General features: G+C 70.1%; 19 protein-coding genes. 9 read left to right on the top strand and 10 right to left on the bottom strand.

Annotated elements, in window-relative coordinates; all coding sequences use genetic code 11:
• The 3 genes from glgB to ACFSOX_RS03800 are packed head-to-tail and all read right to left on the bottom strand — an operon-like array spanning window position 1 to window position 7,508.
• Window positions 1–2,163 (bottom strand): 1,4-alpha-glucan branching protein GlgB, encoded by a 2,163-nt coding sequence (glgB, locus tag ACFSOX_RS03810; protein WP_378476460.1) that lies wholly within the window; start codon window positions 2,161–2,163, stop codon window positions 1–3.
• Window positions 2,160–5,474, bottom strand: a complete 3,315-nt coding sequence (gene treS / locus ACFSOX_RS03805; protein WP_378476459.1) for a maltose alpha-D-glucosyltransferase — start codon at window positions 5,472–5,474, stop codon at window positions 2,160–2,162. The genes glgB and treS overlap by 4 nt, the downstream gene beginning before the upstream one ends.
• A 51-nt stretch (window positions 5,475–5,525) precedes the next feature.
• On the bottom strand, window positions 5,526–7,508 hold the full coding sequence (locus ACFSOX_RS03800) for an alpha-1,4-glucan--maltose-1-phosphate maltosyltransferase (protein WP_378476458.1): 1,983 nt from the start codon (window positions 7,506–7,508) through the stop codon (window positions 5,526–5,528).
• A 364-nt stretch (window positions 7,509–7,872) separates the two neighbouring features.
• Between ACFSOX_RS03800 and ACFSOX_RS03795 the strand changes: the two genes are divergently transcribed.
• The 4 genes from ACFSOX_RS03795 to ACFSOX_RS03780 all read left to right on the top strand — a co-directional run bounded on the left by ACFSOX_RS03795 (window position 7,873) and on the right by ACFSOX_RS03780 (window position 12,956).
• Entirely contained in the window at window positions 7,873–9,375 is a 1,503-nt protein-coding gene (locus ACFSOX_RS03795) for an alpha,alpha-trehalose-phosphate synthase (UDP-forming) (protein WP_378476457.1), read from the top strand.
• 73 nt (window positions 9,376–9,448) lie between these two features.
• Complete coding sequence (malQ, locus tag ACFSOX_RS03790) at window positions 9,449–11,419, top strand: 4-alpha-glucanotransferase (protein WP_378476456.1); 1,971 nt, start codon at window positions 9,449–9,451, stop codon at window positions 11,417–11,419.
• A gap of 179 nt (window positions 11,420–11,598) precedes the next feature.
• Window positions 11,599–12,366, top strand: coding sequence for a hydroxyacylglutathione hydrolase (gene gloB, locus ACFSOX_RS03785; RefSeq protein WP_378476455.1), 768 nt, complete (start codon window positions 11,599–11,601; stop codon window positions 12,364–12,366).
• Window positions 12,367–12,527: 161 nt separating this feature from the next.
• A complete protein-coding gene (locus tag ACFSOX_RS03780; protein WP_378476454.1) occupies window positions 12,528–12,956 on the top strand; it encodes a cupin domain-containing protein in 429 nt (142 codons plus the stop codon).
• A gap of 136 nt (window positions 12,957–13,092) precedes the next feature.
• Here ACFSOX_RS03780 and ACFSOX_RS03775 read toward each other — a convergent pair whose 3' ends face one another.
• On the bottom strand, window positions 13,093–13,644 hold the full coding sequence (locus ACFSOX_RS03775; RefSeq protein WP_378476453.1) for an adenine phosphoribosyltransferase: 552 nt from the start codon (window positions 13,642–13,644) through the stop codon (window positions 13,093–13,095).
• Between the two features lie 104 nt (window positions 13,645–13,748).
• Here ACFSOX_RS03775 and ACFSOX_RS03770 point away from each other — a divergent pair, with 104 nt between their 5' ends.
• Entirely contained in the window at window positions 13,749–13,949 is a 201-nt protein-coding gene (locus ACFSOX_RS03770; RefSeq protein ID WP_378476452.1) for a hypothetical protein, read from the top strand.
• A gap of 137 nt (window positions 13,950–14,086) precedes the next feature.
• Here the strand turns inward: ACFSOX_RS03770 and ACFSOX_RS03765 are convergent, their stop codons facing one another.
• On the bottom strand, window positions 14,087–14,548 hold the full coding sequence (locus ACFSOX_RS03765) for an SAM-dependent methyltransferase (RefSeq protein WP_378476451.1): 462 nt from the start codon (window positions 14,546–14,548) through the stop codon (window positions 14,087–14,089).
• Between the two features lie 84 nt (window positions 14,549–14,632).
• Window positions 14,633–15,508, bottom strand: a complete 876-nt coding sequence (locus ACFSOX_RS03760) for an S-methyl-5'-thioadenosine phosphorylase (RefSeq protein WP_378476450.1) — start codon at window positions 15,506–15,508, stop codon at window positions 14,633–14,635.
• A gap of 311 nt (window positions 15,509–15,819) precedes the next feature.
• On the opposite strand from ACFSOX_RS03760, the gene proC reads away from it, so the two are divergent.
• The 3 genes from proC (at window position 15,820) to ACFSOX_RS03745 (ending at window position 18,055) form a co-directional block, all read left to right on the top strand.
• Window positions 15,820–16,692: a pyrroline-5-carboxylate reductase gene (gene proC / locus ACFSOX_RS03755; protein WP_378476716.1), complete on the top strand. Its 873-nt coding sequence runs from the start codon at window positions 15,820–15,822 to the stop codon at window positions 16,690–16,692.
• A 109-nt stretch (window positions 16,693–16,801) separates the two neighbouring features.
• Entirely contained in the window at window positions 16,802–17,575 is a 774-nt protein-coding gene (locus tag ACFSOX_RS03750) for a TetR family transcriptional regulator (RefSeq protein ID WP_378476449.1), read from the top strand.
• A 93-nt stretch (window positions 17,576–17,668) separates the two neighbouring features.
• Window positions 17,669–18,055: a GlsB/YeaQ/YmgE family stress response membrane protein gene (locus tag ACFSOX_RS03745; protein WP_378476448.1), complete on the top strand. Its 387-nt coding sequence runs from the start codon at window positions 17,669–17,671 to the stop codon at window positions 18,053–18,055.
• Window positions 18,056–18,165: 110 nt separating this feature from the next.
• On the opposite strand, the gene ACFSOX_RS03740 is transcribed toward ACFSOX_RS03745, so the two are convergent.
• The 4 genes from ACFSOX_RS03740 to ACFSOX_RS03725 form a co-directional block, all read right to left on the bottom strand.
• Window positions 18,166–19,473, bottom strand: a complete 1,308-nt coding sequence (locus ACFSOX_RS03740; RefSeq protein WP_378476447.1) for a dicarboxylate/amino acid:cation symporter — start codon at window positions 19,471–19,473, stop codon at window positions 18,166–18,168.
• 348 nt (window positions 19,474–19,821) lie between these two features.
• Entirely contained in the window at window positions 19,822–21,210 is a 1,389-nt protein-coding gene (locus ACFSOX_RS03735; protein WP_378476446.1) for an ATP-binding protein, read from the bottom strand.
• Window positions 21,211–21,613: 403 nt separating this feature from the next.
• A complete protein-coding gene (locus ACFSOX_RS03730; RefSeq protein WP_378476445.1) occupies window positions 21,614–22,336 on the bottom strand; it encodes a response regulator in 723 nt (240 codons plus the stop codon).
• A gap of 13 nt (window positions 22,337–22,349) precedes the next feature.
• Complete coding sequence (locus tag ACFSOX_RS03725; protein ID WP_378476444.1) at window positions 22,350–22,895, bottom strand: MarR family winged helix-turn-helix transcriptional regulator; 546 nt, start codon at window positions 22,893–22,895, stop codon at window positions 22,350–22,352.
• Between the two features lie 288 nt (window positions 22,896–23,183).
• Between ACFSOX_RS03725 and ACFSOX_RS03720 the strand changes: the two genes are divergently transcribed.
• Window positions 23,184–24,074: a branched-chain amino acid aminotransferase gene (locus ACFSOX_RS03720; RefSeq protein WP_378476443.1), complete on the top strand. Its 891-nt coding sequence runs from the start codon at window positions 23,184–23,186 to the stop codon at window positions 24,072–24,074.
• Window positions 24,075–24,198: the final 124 nt, after the last annotated feature.

Below are 24,198 nucleotides of genomic sequence, written 5' to 3'. Positions count from 1 at the left end.
TCACGCCTCCGGGACCAGGACGACCCCGGCGAGCGGCGGGAGCACCAGGCTCAGCACGGCGCCGTGGTCGGTGTCCTCGGCCTGGATGCGGCCGCCGTTGCCGATGTTGCCGCCGCCGTAGATCTCGGCATCGGAGTTGAACACCTCGCGCCAGCCGCCGCCGAACGGCACCCGCAGCCGGTAGTTCTCCCGCGGCGCCGGCGTGAAGTTGACGGCGACGAGGCAGACCGAGCCCGGGTCGCGGCCGCGGCGCAGCCAGGCGAAGACGCTGTTGTCGGCGTCGTCGACGACGAGCCACTCGAAGCCGCCCGGCTCGGCATCGAGCTGATGCAGGGCCGGCAGCGTCTTGTAGAGCCGGTTGAGGTCGCGGACGAGCGACTGGATGCCGGCGTGCTCCTTGTATTCGAGGAGGTGCCAATCGAGGCTGTGGTCGTGCGTCCACTCGCGCTCCTGGGCGAACTCGCCGCCCATGAACAGGAGCTTCTTGCCCGGGTGCCCGTACATGAAGGTGTAGTAGGCGCGCAGATTGGCGAACTTCTGCCAGCGATCGCCCGGCATGCGGCCGAAGATCGAGCCCTTCCCGTGCACCACCTCGTCGTGGGACAGCGGCAGCACGAAGTTCTCGAAGAACGCGTAGAGCATTCCGAACGTGACGTCGCCGTGGTGATGCTTCCGGTAGATCGGATCCTTCGCCATGTAACGCAGGGTGTCGTGCATCCACCCCATGTTCCACTTGAAGCCGAAGCCGAGCCCACCGCTGTCGGCGGGGCGCGACACCATCGGCCAGGCGGTCGATTCCTCGGCCATCGTGGTGGCGTTGGGGAAGCGGCCGAACACCTCGGTGTTGAAGCGGCGCAGGAGGTCGATCGCCTCGAGGTTCTCGCGACCGCCGTACTTGTTGGGGATCCAGCCGCCCTCGGGGCGCGAGTAGTCGAGATAGAGCATCGAGGCGACGGCGTCGACGCGCAGGCCGTCGATCTTGTAGCGGTCCATCCAGAACAGCGCGTTGGCGACGAGGAAGTTCGCGACCTCACGGCGACCGAAATTGTAGATCAGCGTGTTCCAGTCGAGATGCCGACCCTGCATCGCGTTGGCGTGCTCGTAGAGCGCCGTGCCGTCGAACTGGGCGAGACCGTGGGCGTCGTCCGGGAAGTGCCCCGGCACCCAATCGAGGATGACGCCGACGCCGTGCTTGTGGAACGCGTCGATCATGCAGGCGAAGTCGTGCGGCGTGCCGAACCGGCTGGTCGGCGCGTAGAGGCCGGTCGGCTGGTAGCCCCACGAGGCGTCGAACGGATGCTCGGCGATCGGCAAGAGCTCGACATGGGTGAAGCCCATGTCGGCGACGTATTGCGGCAGCTGCTCGGCGAGCTCGCGATAGGTGAGCCAGGAGTTGTTGAGGTACGGATTGCGGCGCCACGAGCCGAGATGGACCTCGTAGATCGAGATCGGGGCGTCGTGCCGGTTGATGCCGGCCGGACCGGGCGTGATCTGCGGCAGGCTCGCCGGATCGACGATCACCGAGGCGGTGAGCGGGCGCACCTCGGCCGAGAAGGCGTAGGGGTCGGCCTTGAGGAGAGGCGCCGAGGTGTGCGGCCCGACGATCTCGTACTTGTACTTGTCGCCCGGCTTGGCGTCGGGAATGAAGATCTCCCAGAAGCCGTTGCCGCGCACCCGCATGGCGTGGCGGCGACCGTCCCAGAAGTTGAAGTCGCCGACGACGCTGACCCGACGCGCGTTCGGCGCGAACACGCCGAAGGCGACGCCCTGGACGCCCTCGTGCACCATCGGATGCGCGCCGAGCCGGTCGTAGATCTGCAGGTGCGTCCCCTCGCCCATCAGATAGAGGTCGAGGTCGGAGAACACCGGGCCGAACCGGTAGGGGTCGTCGAGCGCGATCGCCTCGCTCTTGCCCCATGTCGCCAGCAGCCGGTAGTCGCGGCCGTTCGACGGCACCGGGCCGGAGAACAGGCCGGCGTCGTGGATGCGCTTGAGCTCGGCCTCCTGGCCTTCCGGATAGCGGACGCGAACCTGGCGGGCGCCCGGCAGGTAGACGCGCACGATCGGCTGGCCATGATCGACATGGGGTCCGAGATAACGGAACGGATCGGCGTGATAACCGCCGATGATGGCATGGGCCTCCGCGGTGACGACCTCAGTCATGGCTGCGCGCCTTCGACCGGAAAGAGAGCCCGCGCCAGCCCGGCGAGCGGCACATGGACCCAGTCTGGACGATTGGCGAACTCATATCCCACCTCGTAAACGGCCTTTTCCACAATGAAGAAACGCAGGAGGCGGTCGGCCGCGGCCTGATCGGAAGGCCACAGCCGGCTGCCGGCCGACGTTTCGCGCATGCACATCAAGAACGCATCCGTCGCCGCATTGCGCCAGGAGTCAAGTACCTCCATGAGTCGCTGCGGTCCGTCGGCGGCTTTCTCCCGGTGACGGATCAGGGCGGACGTCGCGGCGTAGTCGAGCGAGCGCAGGAAGCCGGCAGCATCGCGGGCGGACGGCGCCTTGCGAACCCGCTCGGCGTGTGGTCGCTCGGGCTCGCCCTCGAAGTCGACGATCTGCACGTCGTCCTTGGCGATCAGAATCTGCCCCAAATGGAAATCTCCGTGATGACGGATCTTGTCCACGTCGAGCGGTCGCACGTCGCTCGACCCGGCGAGCAGGCCGGACAGGGTCGCGAGCGCCTCCTCCCGGCGACCGAGCAAGAGCTGAGCCGACGGCTGGGCCGTCGCCGGGAGGCCCGGCTGCCGCCGCGCCAGCGCGGCGAACATCGCCTCGGCGTTGCGCACGAGCTCGGACGTCCAGGTGTCGACATCCGACATGGTGACCGGCTCGGGCGCGAAGCCCGCGACATCGGGACGGCTCGCGAGGGCCAGATGCAATTCCGCGGTGCGGCGGCCGATCTGGCGGATCCGGTTGATGAAGGTGACGTCGGGAGCCGGACGCGGCTCGGTCGCGCCCGGCAGCATGGCGACGTCCTCCAGCCAGCGGTCGAGCGAGGCGGCGGTGTGCGACCAGGCATCGCCCTGATTCTCGACGAAGCGATGCAGGACGGCGACGGCCGAGCGCCGCTCGCCCTCGACGAGCTCGATGGTCCCCATCAGGGGCGGCGTGTTGGCGAAGGTGGTCGCGTCGGTGAGGAACCGCCCCATCTCGACCTCGGGGTTCACCCCGTCCGTGATGCGGCGGTAGATCTTCAACACGAAGGCGTTGTCGATCAGCGTCGTCGAGTTGGTCTGCTCGACGTCGGCCCCCCGCACCATGACGATCGGCGGCAACGTGCCGGCGGCGAACCGCTCGGTCGGCAGGAATTCGAGCGTCGCCTCGCCGTCGCCGCGGCGCGCGCCCGCGTGAATCTGGCCGACGAGGCCGGACACGGCCTCGCGGTCGGCGACCGCGTCGACCAGCGCGCCCTCGCGGTTGGTGAGCCGCACCGGAGCGAGGATCGCGGCGAGCGGATAGTCGGCGTTGCGGTCGATATGGCCCCAGCGCACCGCGAGCGGCAGCGCGTAGCGGGCGACGGCGCCGCTCGGGCCGACATGGTCGACGACGGCGAGCACCGGCGGAAACGCGCCCTCGCCGAGCGGCACGAGCCGCGACACGCGCGTCTCGCCGCCCGCCATCCCCTTGCCGGCGAACCAGCGGCGGCCGGACAGGAAGGCCGGCAGCACCTCGCGCTCCAGCGGCTGGCGCACCCTCGCCTTGCCGAGCGAGCTCCAATCGCCCTGGAGCACCAGGGTGATCCATTCGCGCGGCATGATGGTCTCCGGGCCGGGACCGCCGCTCTCCTCGGAAAGCTGGAACCAGAAGAAGCCGTAGGGCGCGAGCGTGACGGCGAACGGCCCGTCGTCGATGCGCTTGAACCGCACCCGGCCGATCATCTCGATCGGCACCCGGCCGCGCCACGCCGACAGGTCGATCTCGGCCCACTGGGCCGAGCGTGACAGATTGGCGACGCAGAGAATCACCTCGGTCTCGTGATGGCGCAGATAGGCCAGCACCGACCGGTTGGACGGCCGCAGGATGGTCATGCCGCCGCGGCCGAACACCTTGCTGGACTTACGGACCCCGATCAGCCGCTTCATCCAGTTGTAGAGCGACGAGGGCGAGCGCGCCTGCGCCTCCACGTTGACGGCCTGGTAGCCGTAGACCGGGTCCATGATGGGCGGCAGATAGAGCTTCGCCGGATCGCAGCGCGAGAAGCCGCCGTTGCGGTCGGACGTCCACTGCATCGGCGTGCGCACGCCGTTGCGATCGCCCAGATAGATGTTGTCGCCCATCCCGATCTCGTCGCCGTAGTAGACGACGGGCGTCCCCGGCAGCGACAACAGGAGGCTGTTCATCAGCTCGATCTTGCGCCGGTCGTTGTCCATGAGGGGCGCGAGGCGCCGCCGGATGCCGAGATTGATGCGCGCACGCGGATCGGCCGCGTAGGTCGACCACAGATAGTCACGCTCGGCGTCCGTCACCATCTCGAGCGTCAGCTCGTCGTGATTGCGCAGGAAGAGTGCCCACTGGCAGTTGCTCGGAATGTCCGGGGTCTGGCGCAGAATGTCGTTGATCGGGAAGCGGTCCTCCTGGGCGATCGCCATGTAGATGCGCGGCATCAGCGGGAAGTGGAACGCCATGTGGCATTCGTCGCCGTCGCCGAAATAGGCGCGCACGTCCTCGGGCCACTGGTTCGCCTCGGCGAGCAGGAAGGTGCCGGGTGCGTAGGCGTCGAGCTCGGCCCGCAGCTTCTTGATGAGGGCGTGGGTCTCGGGGAGGTTCTCGTTGATGGTCCCCTCGCGCTCGACCAGATACGGGATGGCGTCGAGGCGAAAGCCGTCGACCCCGAAGTCGAGCCAGCGGCGCATCACCTGCACCATCGCCCACAGGACACGCGGATTGTCGAAATTGAGGTCGGGCTGGTGCGAGAAGAAGCGGTGCCAGTAGTAGGCGCCGGCCTCCTGGTCCCAGGTCCAGTTGGATTTCTCGGTGTCGGTGAAGATGATCCGCGTGTCGAGGAACTTCTGGTCGGTGTCGCTCCACACGTACCAGTCACGGGCGTTCGAGCCACGGCGCGAGCGCCGCGCCCGCTTGAACCACGGATGCTGGTCGGAGGTGTGGTTGATCACCAGCTCGGTGATCACCTTCAGGCCGCGCCGGTGCGCTTCCGTCATGAAGCGCCGAAAATCCTTCATCGAGCCGAAGTCGGGATTGATGCGGCGATAGTCGGCGATATCGTAGCCGTCGTCGCGCCCCGGGCTCGGATAGAACGGCAGGAGCCACAGCGCCGTGACGCCGAGATCCTGGATGTAGTCGAGCTGGTGGGTCAGGCCGTTGAAGTCACCGATCCCGTCGTTGTTGCTGTCGAAGAACGACTTGACGTGGATCTGGTAGATCACCGCGTCCTTGTACCAGAGCGGGTCGCCGGACGGATCCGGCGCCGTCGCGGCGGCGATGTCGGACAGAAGGTTCATGGGCTTCCGAGGCTGTTGACGAAGTCGTCCGGCAATCGGGGTGCCGCGCGATCAGGCGACGCAGCGCAGGATCACGGCGGGATCGTGGTCGGCATCGATCGAGAGGCGCACCCCGCCCCATTCGATCAGCCGCCACTCGCCGGTGACGAGGTTCTCCACGGCCCGCACCGGCCGGCGCGCGCCCTCCGGGCCGATCCGCATGTCGCCGACATGCAGCCAGACGTCGTGGCGCCCGGGCGCGAGCGCGACGGCCGTCGCGACGACATTGTCGCGCCCGACCGATTCCTTCACGAAGCCGATCACGTTCGGGCTGTCGACCGGCGCGAAGGCGAAGTTCGACGTCTGCTGCAGAGCCGGGTTGGCGCGGCGAACGCCGTTGAGCATCGCGATGTAATCCTTGATGTGGCCGGGCGCGTTCCAGTCCCGCGGCCTGATCTCGTACTTGTCGGAATCGAGATACTCCTCCTTGCCGGGCGCGAGCGGCACGTGCTCCAGAAGCTCGAAGCCGGCGAACACACCATAGCTGCCCGCGAGCGTCGCGGCGAGGGCGAGGCGCGACTTGAACATCCACGGTTCCCCGCCCTGCAGATGATAGGGCAGGATGTCGGGCGTGTTGACGAAGAAATTCGGGCGAAAATACTCGCGTTCCGGATGGCGCGTCAGCTCGGCCATGTAGGCGGACAGTTCGTCCTTGCCGGTGCGCCAGGTGAAGTAGGTGTAGGACTGCGAGAAGCCGAGCTTGGCCAGCGCCTTCATCGGCTTCGGCCGGGTGAAGGCCTCGGCCAGGAAGATCAGGTCGGGGAAGCGCGCCTGCACGTCGCGAATCATCCACTCCCAGAACGGGAACGGCTTGGTGTGCGGATTGTCGACCCGGATGATGCGCACGCCCTGCTCGGCCCAGAACAGCACGACGTCGCGCAGCGCCTGCCAGAGTGCGACGCGCTCGGCGCAGTAGAAGTCGGGATTGGTGATGTCCCCGTACTTCTTCGGCGGGTTCTCGGCGGATGTCATCGAGCCGTCCGGCCGCCACCTGAACCACTCGGGATGCTGCTTGATCCACGGATGGTCGGGCGAGCACTGCGTCGCGAAGTCGAGCGCGATCTCGAGCCCGTGGCCGCGTGCCGCCGCGACCAGGCGGCGGAAATCGTCGAGCGTGCCGAGGGCGGGATGGATCGCGTCGTGGCCGCCCTCGGCGGCGCCGATCGCGTAAGGCGAGCCCGGATCGCCCGGCTCGGCCTCGAGCGCGTTGTTCTTGCCCTTGCGGTTCGTCGTGCCGATCGGGTGGATCGGCGGGAAGTACAGAACGTCGAAGCCCATCGCGGCGATGTCGGGCAGCCGCGCGACCACGCCATCGAAGGTGCCGTGACGGGCCGGATCGTCGGTCTCGTTGCGCGGGAACAGCTCGTACCAGGCGCCGGCGCGCGCTCGCGCCCGCTCGATCATCATCGGGAAGGCCTGGCTCCAGGTCAGATCGGGCCGCGGCTCGACGGCCGCGATCGCGGCGGCGAGATCGGCGGCGAGCAGCGGGCCCGCATCCTCGCCGGCATCGAACCGGTGCAGCGCCGCCTGCAGCTTACCCGCCGTGTCGCCGGCGCGCGGCAGCGCCGCCGCGACCAGGGCGCGCCCCTCCTTCAGCTCGAGCGCGATGTCCTGTCCGGCCTTCTGCTTGGCCAACGTGTCGCGCCGCCAGGTGGCGAAGCCCGAGGTCCAAGTCTCGATCGCGAACACGTGGCGGCCGAGCTCGACGGGGACGAAGGTGCCGTGCCAGCGGTCGTTCTCGACATGCAGCATCGGCGCCGTCCACCAGCCGCGCTCGCCCTCGCGCCGCCAGCGCAGCGCCGCCACCGTCACGTCGTGCCCGTCACGAAAGATGTCGGCCCACACGTCGACCGGCGCGCCGACGATCCGCTTCACCGGATACCGGCCCGCATCGACGGTCGGATAGACGTCCTCGATGACGTGGCGACGACCGTAGACGTCCGAATCGAGCGGCGTCGCGTCCAGGGCCGAGGTGAGGCGCGGATCGTGCGTCATGATCGACCATGTTCGTGTGTCGAGGCCATCGTCGTGTGTCGAGGGTCGTGTGTCGAGGGTCGTGTGCCGAGGGTCGCATGTCGAGGCTACCTGACGGCGCCACCCGACGGCGAACGAAAACGAATCAGGCGCGCCGCGGTTCCATCGCGCGGGCTCGGCGCGGCCGGCCCGCCGGACCTCGCCGCGTCCGTATGAAGCATCGAATCGCGGCTCGGTTCCAGCGCGACCCGGGCGCGCCGAAGCGCCCCGCGCGCCGACACGCCGCAGGGGCGGCCGGAACCGTCGACGACCCAAGTCGTTGTTCCCCGCGCAAATCGTCGGACCCCGGCGCAACGATGCCGGGGCGGTCATCAGGAGGATCGTCTTGGGTATCGTCGTGGTGTCCAATCGGGTGGCGCGCGCCAAGGCCGACGAGCCGATGACCGGCGGCCTGGCCGCCGCCCTGCTGCCGGCCGTGAGCGAGTCGGGTGCCATCTGGGTCGGCGCCAGCGGGCGCACCCGCGACGCCTGCGGCGGCAAGGAGCCGTTGGTCGAGGTCGAGGCGCTCGGCAAAGGCGCACTGGCGACACTCGACCTGCCGACAGAGCACTACCGCGGCTATTACGAAGGCTTCGCCAACTCGGCCCTGTGGCCGGCGCTGCACTCGCGGCCCGATCTGATCGCCACCAGCCCGCAGGACTACGCCTCCTATCGCGAGGTGAACGGCCACATGGCGCGCGCGCTGCTGCGCTTCTGTCGCGCCGATGCGACGATCTGGGTCCAGGATTATCATTTCCTGCCACTCGGTGCGGAGCTGCGCAAGCTCGACGTCAACCTGCCGATCGGCTTCTTCCTGCACACGCCGATGCCGGGCCGCGACGCCATGGTGGCGGTGCCGCATCATCGCGAGCTGATCGAGGCGATGCTCGCCTACGATCTGATCGGCTTCCAGACGATCGACTCGCAGCGCAACTTCGAAAGTTATCTGAGTCGCGAGCTCGGCCTCGCCGTGACGCGAGCCGCGGCGACCAGCACGGCCCCGCGCGGCGCCACCACGGTGCGGTCGCGCCGCGGCGAGACGCGGCTCGGCACCTTCCCGATCACCATCGACGCCGAGACGTTCGCCAGCCGCGCCACCAAGGCGGCGGCGCGTCCGGAGGTGTCGCGGCTGCGCTCCAGCCTGCACGGCGGCAGGCTGGTCGTCGGCGTCGACCGCGTCGACTACTCGAAGGGCATCCCCAACCGGCTGCGCGGCTTCGCGCATCTCCTCGACACCGAGCCGGCGCTCCGGCGCGAGGTCACGTTGATGCAGGTCGCGGTGCCGTCGCGCGGCGACATCCCGGCCTACAAGGCGCTGAGGGCCGAGATCGCCGGTCTCGTCAGCGACGTCAACGGCCGCTTCGGCGAGCCCGACTGGACGCCGATCCGCTATCTCGCCAAGGGCTACGCCCAGACCACGCTCGCGGGGTTCTACAGGACCGCTCGTGTCGGCCTGGTGACGCCCTTCGCGGACGGCATGAATCTCGTCGCCAAGGAATACGTCGCGGCCCAGAACCCGTTCGACCCGGGCGTGCTGGTGCTGTCCGAGCTCGCCGGCGCGGCGCGCGAGCTCGACGCGGCGCTGCTGGTCAATCCGCACGACACCGCGGCGATCGGCGAGGCGATCGGCGCGGCGCTGCGCATGTCGCTCGAGGAGCGCATCGCGCGCTGGCAAGCGATGATGAAGGTCTTGCGCGCGACATCGGTCCAGCTATGGTTCGACGACTTCGTTCGCACGCTCGACGACTCGGCCTACATGGCGCTGCCGATCGTCTCGCAGGTTCCCACGGTGCCGGCGGTCGGGACGCACGGCGCCGAGGCGCCGGTGGTGCGGTTCGAGCGCCACTGATCCGACCGCGACGGGTGACCGAACCGCGACGGGCGAGCACGGGACACGTCTCGCGACGTGAGTGTCGAGCGGCATGAGTGAAGGCGAGCTGAGCCGTCGCGCCGAAACCTTCGGCGTCGAGACGAGCTACTACGACGCGCGCGGCCAGTTCCGCGAGGTGAGCGACGACGCGCTCGCCGCGGTCCTCGACGTGCTGGCGCGCAGCGGGCCGCCGCTGGGCGCCGAGCCGCACATTCATGTCCGGCGCAAGGGACACATCGACCCGATCTACGGCGTCTGCGGCGACGGCACGACGTGGCGGCTGACGCGGGCCGGCCGCACCGTCGCGTCGGGCACCTGCGAGCACGGCGCCGTGGTGCTGCCGGAGAAGACCAAGATCGGCTCCTATCAGCTCCAGCTCGAGCCGCCGGGACCGCGCCCGCAGGCCGTGCTGGTGGCGCCGGAGGCGGCGTGGCAGCCCAAGGCGTTCGACAAGGGCGGCCGGGTCTGGGCGCTCGCCGTCCAGCTCTACGGCGTGCGCTCGGAGCGCAACTGGGGCATCGGCGACTTCTCGGATCTGCGCGCGCTCGTGCGCCTCGCCGGCCGGCTCGGCGCCGCCGGTGTCGCGCTCAATCCGCTGCACGCGATCGCGCTCGACGACCCCGGCGCGATCAGCCCCTACTCACCGACCTCGCGCCTCTTTCTCAACCCGCTGTATATCGACGTCGCGGCGATCCCGGAGTTTCCCGGCGCCGCGGCGGGCCTCGGCGACGACGTCGTGCGGCTGCGCGCCGCCGCCCAGGTCGACTATGCCGGCGTGATCCCGCTCAAGCTGAAGGGCCTGCGCATCGCCTTCGAGGCGTTCCGCGAGCGGGCGAGCGAGGAGCGCCGCGCCGACTTCGCCGCCTTCAAGGCCGAGCGCGGCGACTGGCTCGCCGGCTACTGCGCCTTCATGGTGCTGCGCGCCCGCCACGGCGGGCCATGGTGGAACTGGCCGGAGGAGTGGCGGGCGCCCTCGCGCGAGGCGATCGCCTCGCTCGCCGCGAGCGCCGCCGACATGGAGTTCCACGCCTTCGTGCAGTGGACGGCGGACCGCCAGCTCGCCGCCTGCAGCGCGGCGGCCGCCGAGGCCGGCATGCCGGTCGGCCTCTATCTCGACGTCGCGGTCGGGGTCGCGGCCGACAGTGCCGACGTGTGGTCGAGCCAGGGCGCCTATGTGCGCGAGCTGTCGGCCGGCGCCCCGCCCGATCTTCTCAACACGGCCGGACAGGACTGGGGCCTCGCCTCGTTCAATCCGCGCGTCCTGATGGCGACCGACTTCGCGCTGCTGCGCGAGACGCTGCGCGCCGTGATGCGCCACGCCGGCGCGATCAGGCTCGACCACGTGCTCGGCTTCAACCGGCTCTACATGGTGCCGCACGGCTTCAAGGCCGACCAGGGAACCTATGTCCGCTTCCCGCTGGAGGCCATGATGGCGGTCGTGGCGCAGGAGAGCCAGGCCGCGCACTGCATCGTGATCGGCGAGGATCTCGGCACCGTGCCGGATGGCTTCCGCGAGACGCTCGCCGGCTGGAACGTGTGGTCCTACCGGATCATGCTGTTCGAGCGCGAGTGGACGACGGACAGCTCGTTCTCGCCGCCGGCCAAGTATCCGGCGCAGGCGCTGGTGTCGTTCTCGACCCACGACCTGTCGACCTTCTCGGGCTGGATGTCGGGCCACGACCTCGACGTCAAGCACGGGCTCGGACTCGATCCGGGCGAGACCGCCGACGAGCGCCGGCAGGCGCAGACCCGGATCGCCGAGGCGCTGCGCCGCGACATCGCCGCCGAGCACCTGTCGTTCGACGGAATCGCCCGCTTCCTCGCCCGCACGCCGAGCCGGCTGATGGTGGTGGCCGCCGAGGACGCCTTCCAGGTCGCCGACCAGCCGAACGTGCCCGGCACCATCAACGAGCACCCGAACTGGCGCCAGAAGCTCCCGGTGCGGCTGGAGGACTTTTCGGCCGACCATCGCCTGACCGAGATCGCCCGGATTCTCCGCGAGGAGGGCCGCGCGTTCGGGTGAGTTATTTGGACGTCATTGCGTCCTGATAATCGAGGTCGTTCCGGTTCGCGGCGCCCTGCGCCGCGCCCGGGACACGATGCCTTTCCTCGCGCGACCCTGTTGCCGTTGCGCAATCGCCCGGTTCATCCTAGGTCCAGACCGATCGCAAGGACCGACCCCACCCGACCGAACGGAACCCCATGGCCGCGCAGACCCATCTCTTCAAGTGCCTGTCCGACAATTTCGGCGTGCTGATCCACGATCCGGCGACCGGCGCCACGGCGTCGATCGACGCGCCCGAGGCGTGGGCCGTCGACGCGGCCCTGAAGGAGACCGGCTGGACCCTCACCGACATCCTGGTGACGCATCATCACGGCGACCACACCGGCGGCGTCGCCGAGCTGAAGGAGCGGCACGGCTGCAAGGTGACGGCGCCGCGCCACGAGAAGCAGCCGATCCCGGCCGTCGACACGACCGTCGCCGAGGGCGACACGGTCAAGGTCGGCGACCTCACCGCCCGGGTGCTCGACACGCCCGGCCATACGGCCGGCCACATCGCCTACGTGTTCGACGCCGACAAGGTCGCCTTCGTCGGCGACACGCTGTTCTCGATCGGCTGCGGCCGGGTGATCGAGGGCACGCCCGAGCAGATGTGGGCCTCCCTCCTCAAGCTGCGCGCCCTGCCCGACGACACCGCGATCTATTGCGGGCACGAGTACACGCTCGCCAACATCAAGTTCGCGCAGACGATCGAGCCCGACAACGCGGCGCTGGCGGCACGCGCCGCCGAGGCGCAAAAGCAGATCGCCGCCGGCCGGCCGACGATTCCCGTGACGCTCGGCGCCGAGAAGCAGGCCAACCCGTTCCTGCGCGCCGACGTGCCCGCCGTCGCGGCCGCCGTGAAGCTCGCCGGCAAGCCCGCCGCCCAGGTCTTCGCCGAGGTGCGCGAGCGCAAGAACCGGTTCTGATCCCTTGCCGAACGCTCGGACTCTCTCCGTCACCCTGAGGTGGCCGCGCGACGCGCGGCCCTCGAAGGGCGACGGCCGCAGCGCAGAGGCCGTCCCCTTCGAGGCTCGCCCTGCGGGCGAGCACCGCGAGATGACGGGGTAAGACTGGGAAGGGATCGACCATGACCGCCGCCGAGGTGATCGCCCTGCTCGGGCTGCAGCCGCATCCCGAGGGCGGGCACTACCGCGAGACGTTCCGCGATCCGGTCGAGGTGGCGCCCGGGCGCGCCGCCTCGACCGCCATCTACTTCCTGCTGGCGAAGGGCGAGCGCTCACACTGGCACCGGGTCGACGCCGCCGAGGCGTGGCACTGGCACGCCGGCGCGCCGCTGGCGCTCGACATCGCGCCGGCCGGAGAAGCGCCCCGCACGGTCCGGCTCGGGCCGGATCTCGTCGCCGGCGAGCGGCCGCAGGCCGTGGTGCCGGCCGGCGCCTGGCAGGCCGCCGAGAGCCTCGGCGACTGGACGCTGGTCGGCTGCACGGTGGCGCCGGGCTTTCTGTTCGAGACCTTCGAGCTCGCCCCGCCGGGCTTCTCGCCGCCGGCCGGATGAGCGCAGGGAGCAATATTCCCTCGTCATTCCGGGGCACCGCGCAGCGACGAGCCCGAAATCCACGCCGACGCGCCGAGCCTGTCGCTGAATTCCGGGTTCGCGCATTCGCGCGCTCCGGAAATGACGGGCCGTCGCCTCAGTGCCCGTCGAAGGTCAAGAGCGTGCGCACCGGCACGTCGAGGGCGCGCAGCTTGTCGGCGCCACCGAGATCCGGCAGGTCGATGACGAAGCAGGCGGCCAGCACCTCGGCGCCGAGCTGGCGCATCAGCTTCACGGCGCCTTCCGCCGTGCCGCCCGTGGCGATCAGATCGTCGACCAGGATCACCCGCTCGCCGGCCACCACGGCGTCCTCGTGGACCTCCATCTCGTCGAGGCCGTATTCGAGCGAATAGGCGATGCTGACCCGCTTGTGCGGCAGCTTGCCCTTCTTGCGGATCGGCACGAAGCCGGCCGAGACCTGATGCGCCACCGCGCCCCCCAGGATGAAGCCGCGCGCCTCGATGCCGGCGACCTTGTCGATCTTCATGCCGGCCCAGGGCTGCACCAGCTCGTCGACGGTGCGGCGGAACGCGCGGGCATTGCCGAGCAGCGTGGTGATGTCGCGGAACAGGATGCCGGGCTTGGGATAATCCGGGATGGTCCGGATCGAGTTCCGGAGATCGCTCTCCAACGCGGTGCTGATGGTCATCGGACGGCCTGATGGGGGTGGGACAATGGAACTGCCGGGCGGCTCGCGCTTGCAGGGCGGCTCAGGGTGGCGAAGCATGACGCCGAACGCAACGGAGACCCCCCATGGACGAAATCACGCAGAAGACCGTCGTCGTCGATCTCCGCATCCCCTTTTTCCGGCTCGTGTTCTTTCTCGTCAAGCTCGGCCTCGCGGCAATTCCGGCCGCCCTGATCCTCGCCGCGCTCGGCTTCGTCCTCTCGGCCGTGTTCGCCGCGCTGTTCGGCGGCCACGTGGACATGTTCATGCGCCGCTGGACGCTGTGAGGCTTCGCCGGTCGTCCGGGGGCGTGCCGAAGGGCGAGCCCGGGATCCATACGCCCTGTCTCCCGTGAGCCCCGACACCGGGGCTCTGGATTCCGGGCTCGCGGATCTCACGGGTCCGCGCCCCGGACCGACGCGGGTCACCAATACTCCCGCATGAGGTCGCGCACCCAGGTCGGCTCGCGGATCACGCCGCGCGGGGCGAAGCCGGTGATGTACGGCTTGATGTCGAGGACCGGGGTGCCGTCGATGGCGTCGAGGCCGCGCACCCGGACGGTCAGCCCGTCGACCGCCACGAGCGCCACCGGCGTCACGCCGAGGCGGTTCGGCCGCGACCGCGCCGGCTGGGCGAGAATGCCGAGCCGCGGCCAGTCCTCGCGCTCGCGCGGATGGCGGGCGCCGCGCTCGACCTTGTCCTCGCCGACCTTGTGCATGTGGAAGACGACGACGACGTGGCTGAAGGAGGTCAGCCCCAGCGTCGCCTCCGGCGTCACCTGCGCCGGATCGAGCACGATGTCGGCCTCGACCGTGCCCCAGCCGTCGTCGACCGCCTCGGCCCGTCCGCCCCGCACGATCCCGATCGGCTCCAGAACGACAGACATGGTCCCTCTCTTGGTTCAGCGCCGCGCCGCCTCCCGCTTCCCGTGCGCGGGAAGCGGTGCGCGAGCTCCCTGCCCGATCTGCGATCAGCTCTTCAGCACCCGGCCCGCCACGGCGTCGAGCTTCGCCAGCAGTGCCGAGTCGCGCGCGGCCGGCGCCGTGATGAGAGCGTTGTCGAGGGCGCGGTCGGAGCCGATCGGGCACGGCTCGTGCTCGCGCGGGAAATCCTTCGCCAACCGCGCCACCAGGCGCTTCGCCTTCTCGGCGTTCTCCCCGAGCACCTTGATGATGTCCTGCACCGTGACGGCGTCGTGGTCGGGATGCCAGCAGTCGAAATCCGTCACCATGGCGACGGTCGCGTAGCAAATCTCCGCCTCGCGGGCGAGCTTGGCCTCCGGCATGTTGGTCATGCCGATCACCGAATAGCCAGCCTGCTTGTAGGTCATGCTCTCCGCATAGCTGGAGAACTGCGGCCCCTCGATGCACACGTAAGTCCCGTCGTGGACGACCGCGATGTCCTCGGCCCGCGCGGCTTCCGCGATGTGGATGCGCAGCCGCGGCGAGATCGGGTGCGCCATCGACACATGGGCGACGCAGCCGGTGCCGAAGAACGAGCTCTCGCGCTTGTAGGTGCGGTCGACGAACTGGTCGACCAGCACGAAGGTGCCGGGCGGCAGCTCCTGCTTGAACGAGCCGCAGGCCGACAGCGTGACGATGTCGGTGACACCGACGCGCTTGAGGATGTCGATGTTCGCCCGGTAGTTGATGTCGGACGGCGAGATGCGGTGGCCCTTGCCGTGGCGCGAGAGAAAGACGATCGGCAGTCCGGCGACTTCGCCCATGACGAGCGGGCCGGACGGCTCGCCCCACGGGCTCTCGACCGCCTTCTCGACGACCTTCTCCAGTCCCGGCAGGTCGTAGACGCCCGACCCCCCGATGATCCCCAGTACCGCCTTGGCCATGCTCGCCCCGATGTCCCGCGCCGATGTCCCGCGCCGATGATCGGCGCCGATGGTCCGCGCCGATGGTCGGCGCCGATGGTCGGCGTCGATGAGTCCCGCGATGTCTCGCGTCGATGTTCGTCATGTCGCCCGGGCGCGCGCGAACGGATGGCTTGCCAAGCGGCCGAGAGTGTCCGATCGAGCGGTCCGGGACCGATGGGTCGGGTTGTGGACGAAGCCCCGGCCGGCGGTCAACGTGTTTCCGGCGCGCCGCCAGAGCCGCCGAAGTCCCAGAGGTTCTTGAAGCCATGCCCCAGCGCAAGCCCGACACCATGCCCGCCGCGACCGCCGCCGGAGGATCCAAGAGCGGCGCCGGCGCGTCCAAGAGCGCGCTCGCCGGCCTGAAGGGACCGATCGTGCTGGTCGGGGCCGGCAAGATGGGTGGCGCGCTGCTCGACGGCTGGCTGCGGCTCGGGCTCGACCCGCGAAAAATCGTCGTGCTGGAGCCGCAACCGTCGCCCGAGATGGCCGCGCAGGCGATCTCGGGGCTGCGGCTCAATCCGGATCCGACCGGGCTGAAGCCCGAGGCCGTGGTGCTCGCGGTCAAGCCACAGGTGGCGCCGGCGGCGCTGCCGCCGCTGCAGGGGCTCGCCGCATCCGGCGCCGTGATGATCTCGATCATGGCCGGCAAGACGCTCGGCTTCCTCGAGCAGGTGTTCGGGCCCGGCACGGCCGCCGTGCGGGCGATGCCCAACACGCCGGCCGCCATCGGCCGCGGCATGACGGTCGCGGTCGCCAACGCCGCCGTGAGCGAGGCCGGCCGGACGCTCGCCCAGAACCTGCTCGGCGCCACCGGCAAGGTCGACTGGGTCGACGACGAGGCGCTGATCGACGCCGTCACGGCTGTGTCGGGCTCGGGACCGGCTTATGTGTTCCTCCTGGCCGAGAGCTTGGCGCGGGCGGGCGTCGCCGCCGGGCTGCCGGCCGCGCTGGCCGAGAGGATCGCCCGCGAGACGGTGGCGGGCGCCGGCGAGCTCCTGTTCCGCTCGCCCCAGGACGCCGCGACGCTGCGCCGGAACGTCACCTCGCCGGGCGGCACCACGGCGGCCGCCCTCGACGTGCTGATGGCCGCGGACGGCCTCGATCCCCTGATGGAGAAAGCGATCGCCGCCGCGACCCGCCGCTCGCGCGAGCTGGCCGGCTGACGGGCGCGGCGCTCGCAGGGTGAGACGTCGCGCCGCAGCACGCCCCTGGCACCCGTCCCTCCGGGGAATTACATGGTTCGGGAGCCATTTCGAGCCAGAGGAGCAGCCCATGGCGCGCAAGCCCGGTCCCCCCGCGAGCGACGACGGCATCGAGGACACCCCCGAGAGCGGCGGGCGACAGAGCGGCGGCGCGACCGGCCAGGCCGGCGCCGGCAAGGCCCCGGGTCGCATCGGGACGCCACGCGGAAAAGTGATCGAGGCGTTCATGGCGCTGCTCGCCGAGCAGCCCTACGAGACGATCGGCTTGCGCGACATCGCGGCCCGGGCCGGCGTCTCGCTCGCCGAGCTGCGCGGCCAGTTCTCCGGCAAGCTCGCGATCCTCGCCGCGCACATCAAGGAGATCGATCGCGAGGTTCTGAACGGCGACCAGGACGACATGTCGGACGAGCCGACCCGCGAGCGGCTGTTCGACGTGCTGATGCGGCGCTTCGAGGCGCTCGCCCCGTACAAGGGCGCGATCCGCTCGCTCCTGCAGTCGGCCCGCACCAACCCGCCGCTGGCGCTCGCGCTCAACAACTTCGCCGTCAACGCGATGCAGTGGATGCTGGCCGGCGCCGAGATCCGCGCCGCCGGCCCGACCGGGCTGATCCGCGCCCAGGGGCTGGCGCTCCTCTACGCCAACGTGATGTCGACCTTCCTGGACGACGACGAGCCGGGCCACGCCCGCACCATGGCGGCGCTCGACCGTGCGCTCGGCCGCGGCCAGCAGCTCACCGGCGTGCTCGATCGGGTGTGCGGCCTGATCCCGGGCTGCGGCAGCCGCCGGCGCCCGCGGCCGGCGCGCCCGGCCGACCTCGACGGCGACGCCGCCGTCGCGGTGTGACGGACGCGACGTGACGACGACCGGCGCGACACGCGCCGCCGTCGCCGTCGCCGTCGCCGACGAGCCGATCGCGCACCGACCCGAGGAGACGAGATGAGCCTGCCCCTGCCCGTGGACCTGTCGCTGACGACGCTTCTCATCATCGTGATCGCCGGCGGCCTCGCCGCCTGGAAGGCCGAGCACGCCGGCGTGGCGCCGGGCTTCGGCCTCGCCGGTGACGCCGTGGTCGGCATCTTCGGCGCCTTCGACGGCGTCTGGCTGCTCCAGGCGAAGGGGGGCGCGGGCCTCGGCCCGGCCGCGACCGCCGCGGCGGCCCTGATCGGCGCCGCAGTCCTGCTCGCCGTCGCCCGCTGGTTCGCGACCTGGTGGAACCGGCCGCGTCCCGCGGCGCGCCCGACCCCGGCCGTGGCGGTCGCCACCGCTCCCCGCCCCGAGCGCCCGGTCGCCCGCGCCGCCCGGGCGGGCCGGGCAGGCCGCTGACCCGGCGCATCTGATCACGACGAAAACGAAAGCTCCCCCGGACGGCCGTCCGGGGGAGCTTTCTCGTTGCGGGCAGGGTCTTGCGCGACGGGCGGAGCCGCAGCCGGCGGTCAGGCCGCCTTCATGGACGCCTCTTCGTCGTTGAGCGCCGCGAGCGTCTTCGCGTCGACCGAGGCGGTCACCAGCTTGGCGATGACGAGGTCGCCGCCGACATTGAGCGTGGTGCGGCACATGTCGAGGAAGCGATCGACGCCGAGCACGAGGCCGATGCCCTCCGGCGGGATGCCGACCTGCACCATCACGACGACGATCAGCGGCAGCGCGCCGCCCGGCACGCCGGCCGTGCCGACGCCGGCCAGCATCGACATCAGCACCACGATGACCTGCTGGCCGATGGTGAGGTCGATGCCGAACACCTGCGCCAGGAAGATCACGGTGACGCCCTCGAACAGGGCGGAGCCGTTCTGGTTCGCCGACGCCCCGATGGTGAGGACGAAACGGACGATCTTGGGCGGCAGCTTCAGGATCTCCTCGCCGCAGGCCATCGCGACCGGCAGCGTCGCGTTGGAGGACGCCGTGGTGAAGGCGTAGAGATAGACCTCCTTGCACTGGGCGAAGAAGCGGAACGGGTTGGTGCGCGCGACGCCCCAGATGAACAGGGCGTAGACGACGAAGAACTGCAGCAGGAGGCCGATGACGACGACGAGCGCGTAGTAGGCGACGTTGCCGAGGAAGCCGGCACCCATCCGGTAGGCCGTGTTGAACACGATGCCGAAGATCGCGTAGGGCGCGATCACCATGGCGAGCCCGATGATCTTCATGCAGGCCTGGAAGATCGACTCGAGCACCTGCTTGGTCGGATGGTCGTCCGACTGGATGACGCGGGAGAGCGCCCAGCCGAAGAACAGCGCGAACACCATCACGGCGACGATCTCGCCCGAGAAGGCGCGGGCGGCCGAGTCGATCGGGTTCTGCGGCAAGAGGTCGACGAAGTACTGGTACCAGGGCTTCGCCTGGGTCGCCATGGCGTTCTTCTGGATCGACAGGACGCCGGCGTTCTGGGCGAGCGCCACCTTGTCGAAGACGAGCCCGGCGCCGGGCTTCAGGATGTTGGTGATCACCACGGCGATGACGACCGAGGTGCCGCTCAAGAGGATGGTGAAGAGGAGCGACCGCCCGGCGACCTTGCCGAGGCCGGCCCCCTTGCCGAGCTCCATGGTGCCGAGCATCAGGGCCGACAGGATCAGCGGCACCACCACCATGAAGATCAGGCGCAGGAAGGTCGCGCCGACGAAGGTCATGACCTCGCTGAACGTGGTCATGACCGGGAAGTCCTTGGCCGGCAGCCAGTAATAGCCGATCAGGCCGAACGTCACGCCGAGGACGAACCCCAGCAACAACTTGTCGTGCTGCTTCATCGTGCTCTCCAATGGGTCGGGCGCGGCGAGGACGACGGCCGATGCGGGAGAGCGGATGGTCGTTCGCGTATGCCTGGCCCAAATGACGTGCACGCTGCACGGAAAACGAGCGTAGTGGCACGGATTGATTCGGACTCTGCATAGCGGACATGCAGGCTAGCCGGATCGGTGGAGATCTCGGAGCTTTAGCCCGGGTCGAGTCTGCGAAACCCGGGATCCCCACCGCACGGACCGTCCGCGATCCTTCGCCGGTGGCGCTCCGCGCGGCAGGGCCCGTCCCCGCCGTCTCTGCGCTCCGCCCGGGCCACGACCTGCGGGCTCGATGCGGGCTGCGGCATCCGGCAAGTCTCACACCGGAATTCGCACCGTCGCCCGCAACCCGCCGAGGGGTGAGTCGCCGAGCGTGATGTCGCCGCCGTGGGAGCGGACGATGTCGCGGGCGATCGCCAATCCCAGTCCAGTGCCGCCTTCGTCCTGGTTGCGGCTGTCGTCGAGGCGCAGGAACGGCTTGAAGACTTCCTCGCGCTGATGCGCCGGGATGCCGGGGCCGTCGTCGTCGACCGTGACGGTGAGCCAGCGGTGGTCGCGGTGGCCCGTGATGGCGATTTCGCCGGCATAGCGCGCCGCGTTCGACACCAGGTTGGCGAGGCAGCGGCGGAACGCATAGGGCCGCACCGTCACGACCGGGTGGCCGTGGAAGGCGACGCTGGTGCGGTGGCCGGCACGCTCGGCGTCGGCTTTCAGCTCGTCGAGGAACGCCGCCATGTCGGTCGGCTCCGCTTGCTCGCCGGAATCGCCGCGGGCGAAGGCGAGATAGGCCTCGACCATGCGGGCCATCTCGTCGACGTCCTTCTTCAACGGATCGAAGTCCGGCCCGTCGCCGAGCAGCGCCAGCTCGAGCTTGAACCGGGTCAGCACGGTGCGCAGGTCGTGCGAGACGCCGGCCAGCATCGTCGTGCGCTGCTCGATGGCGCGCTCGACGCGGCGCTTCATCTCGATGAAGGCGAGCGCGGCGCGTCGCACCTCCTGGGCGCCGCGCGGTCCGAAATTCGGCACGTCGCGGCCCTTGCCGAAGCTCTCGACCGCCTCGGTGAGTTTCAGGATCGGGCGGATCTGGTTGCGCAGGAACAGGATCGCGATGGTGATCAGGACCAGCGAGGTGCCGACCATCCACAGGAGGAAGATCTCGGAGTTCGACGCATAGGCGGCGTTGCGCCGGGCGAAGACGCGCAGCACGTTGCGGTCGAGCTGGATGCGGATCTCGACGAGCGACGAGCGCCCCACCGTGTCGATCCAGAACGGCCGGCCGATCTGCAGGCTGATCTCGCGCGACAGCGCCTGGTCCAAGAGCGAGAAGAACGGCTTCGGCCCGACCGGCGGCAGCGCCGTGCCGGGCAGCACGTCGACGACGAGGCCGAGCCGCTGCTGGGCGATGCGCCGCAGCGTCGCGTAGTCGGCGTCCTGCGGGTACGACTGGTAGATGTCGATCAGCGCCGCGATGTCCTGCGTCACGGCGGCGGAGAGGCGGCGCGTCACCGTGTTCCAGTGGCGCTCCATGAACACGAAGGCGACGACCGACTGCAGGATCACCATGGGCGCGATGATGATCAGCAGCGTGCGGGCGTAGAGCCTGGTCGGCATCACGCCCTTGAGCAGGCGGCCGAGCCGGTGCCACGGCGCGGCGAGCCGGCCGGCGGCACTGCGCATCCGCGCGAGGCCGACGTCGAGCGTCGTCATGGCACGACCGCGCGACGGCGCGAGGTTACACTCCCCAGCGGGGAGCCCGACATGTGATTTGGAGCACGGCGGCAGCGGCGCCCTCGGCTCACCTCTCCCCGGCGGGGAGAGGTCGGATCTCGCGCGATCGCGCGAGATCCGGGTGAGGGGGTGCCGCCCTCACGATGGACCCATCGGCGCCCGGCCCCCCTCACCCCGCCCCTCTCCCCCCTGGGGAGAGGGAGCCGCGCGGCGCCCGGGGCTGGGCCAGCAGACGATCGCCGTCGTTCCGGGGCGGCCCGATGGGCCGAGCCCGGAACCCTTACCCCCCGTGTGTCGCGAGCCACCAGCACCGGGGTCATGGGTTCCGGGCCCGCGCGCTTTCGCGCGCGTCCCGGACTCACAGGCTCGTGCCGGCTCCCGATCACGTCACCACCAGCCGGTAGCCGAGGCCGCGGACGGTCTGGATCAGCAGCGGATTGGCCGGATCGGTCTCGATCTTGCGGCGCAGGCGGTTGACCTGAACGTCGACGGCGCGCTCGCCCGCGGCCGCCCCGTTGCCGGCGAGCGCGAGCCGCGTGACCGTGTCGCCCGGCACGGCGGCGAGCAGGCGCAGCATCTCGCGCTCCCGATCGGTGAGGTGGACGATCTCGTCGCCCTTCTTCAGCTCGCCGCGGCCGACGTCGAACACGAACGGGCCGAAGCGCACCTGCTCGGGCGGCGCGGCCGGCGCCGGCGTCTGGGTCCGCCGCAGGATCGAGGCGACCCGCAAGGACAGCTCGCGCGGCTCGAACGGTTTCACCACGTAATCGTCGGCGCCGATCTCGAGCCCGGTGATGCGGTCCTGCTTCTCGGACCGGGCGGTGAGCATCAGGATCGGCACGCTCGACGTCGCCCGGATCGAGCGGGCGAGCTCGAAGCCGGTCTCGCCCGGCATCATCACGTCGAGAATCAGGAGATCGAAGAACAGGCCGCCGAGCTTCGCCCGGGCATCCGCGGCGGAGTCCGCCGTGGTGACGCGATAGCCCTCGGCGCTCAGATAGCGCGACAGCAGCATGCGGATGCGGCGGTCGTCGTCGACGACCAGCAGATGCGGCGCGTCGTCGGGAAGCGCCGACGGCTGATCGCTCGGCTGCGGCTCGGTCATCGCGCTCTCCCGCTCAGCGACGCTCCGGCACGCCCGTCGCCCGGTCGACGAAGTGCAGCGCCTCCTCGCGCCCGCCGGCGTCGATCATGCCGACCAGGAAGCGCCGCGCCAGCGCGTGACCCTCCGGCCCCAGCTCTGCGAGCGCCCGCCTGATCCGGCGGGTCTGCTGGGTGGCGAGCCTGAGGGCCAACGCCTCGCCCTTGGCGGTGGCGAACAGGCGGCGCTGGCGGCGGTCGGTCTCGCCCTCGCGCTGCTCGACGAAGCCGTCGTCGACGAGCTGCTTGAGCACGCGGGCGAGCGACTGCTTGGTGATGCGCAGGATGTCGAGCAGCTCGGCGACCTTGAGGCCGGGGTTGCGGGTGACGAAATGGAGCACCCGGTGGTGCGCCCGGCCGAACCCGAAGGTCGCCAGCACGCTGTCCGGGTCGGCGACGAAGTCCCTGTACGCGAAGTACAAAAGCTCGATCACGTCCCAGATGGGCGCGTCCGGCGCCACCCCCGTGCCCGCATCCATGCCGAGGGGGCGGGGCGGCGTTGCTCGGACATTTATGTCAGCCATGTTGACATATTTCGGTTTGATTGTTACTTCCATGCGCAGGTTGGCGAAACGATCGTGCTCGCCCGACCCGGTTGCCACGGTTGCCAGGCCGGTCCCGGCGCGGTCTGATGAACGCGCGAACCATATCGGGACTTCCGGCACGACGCAAAGCAACGGCACGACCCCGGCGCGCCCCGCGCGCCGAGAACACGACGACGGCGCGCGCGGCGCGTCGAGACAGGATGATCGGCGCACGCCGCGCCGACCGATGCAGGGCGCGCCCGGCGCGCCGAATTCAGGAGAGCTGCCATGGGCATTTCATTCGACAAGTTCGACGGGGTCATCTGGTACGACGGCAAGCTGGTGCCGTGGACCGAGGCGACCCTCCACGTGCTCTCCCATGGCCTTCACTATGCGAGCGCCGTGTTCGAGGGCGAGCGCTGCTACGGGGGCGAGATCTTCAAGTGCACGGCGCACTCGGAGCGGCTGCGGCGCTCCGCGAGCATCCTCGATTTCGAGATCCCGTGGTCGGTCGCCGAGATCGACGCGGCCAAGCGCCTGGTCATCGAGAAGAACGGCTTCCGCGACGCCTATGTGCGGCCGATCGCCTGGCGCGGCTCGGAGATGATGGGCGTGTCGGCGCAGACCAACACGATCCACCTCGCCATCGCGGCCTGGCAGTGGCCGAGCTACTTCAATCCGGAGGAGCGACTGAAGGGCATTCGCCTGGATCTCGCCGAGTATCGCCGGCCCGACCCGAAGACGGCGCCGTCGACCGCCAAGGCGGCCGGCCTCTACATGATCTGCACGATCAGCAAGCACCGGGCGGAGCGGCGCGGCTATGCCGACGCCATGATGCTCGACTGGCAGGGCCGCGTCGCCGAGTGCACGGGCGCCAACATCTTCTTCACCAAGGACGGCGTCATCCACACACCGACCGCCGACTGCTTCCTCGACGGTCTCACCCGCCAGACCGTGATCGAGCTGGCCAAGCGCCGCGGCATCGAGGTGGTCGAGCGCCGCATCATGCCGGACGAGCTGACCGGCTTCACCGAGTGCTTCATCACCGGCTCGGCCGCCGAGGTGACGGCGGTCGCCGAGATCGCCGACTGGCGCTTCACGCCGGGCCAGATCACCAAGCAGCTGATGGACGACTACACGGCCGAGACCCAGCCCAAGGGCGCCGCCGCCGCGGCGTGAGACGGCGTGCGCGCGCTCCCTTCACCTCTCCCCGCATGCGGGGAAAGGTCGACATTCGCGCGTCAGCGCGGATGTCGGGTGAGGGGGCGCCGCCGCGAGTCTGAGCTTTCGCGAATCTGGGCTT

The organism is Rhodoplanes azumiensis, from assembly GCF_042682915.1.
GTDB classification, from domain to species: domain Bacteria; phylum Pseudomonadota; class Alphaproteobacteria; order Rhizobiales; family Xanthobacteraceae; genus Rhodoplanes; species Rhodoplanes azumiensis.
Note: the sequence above shows the minus strand (reverse complement) of the source record. Positions and strands in the feature narration are given on the sequence as shown.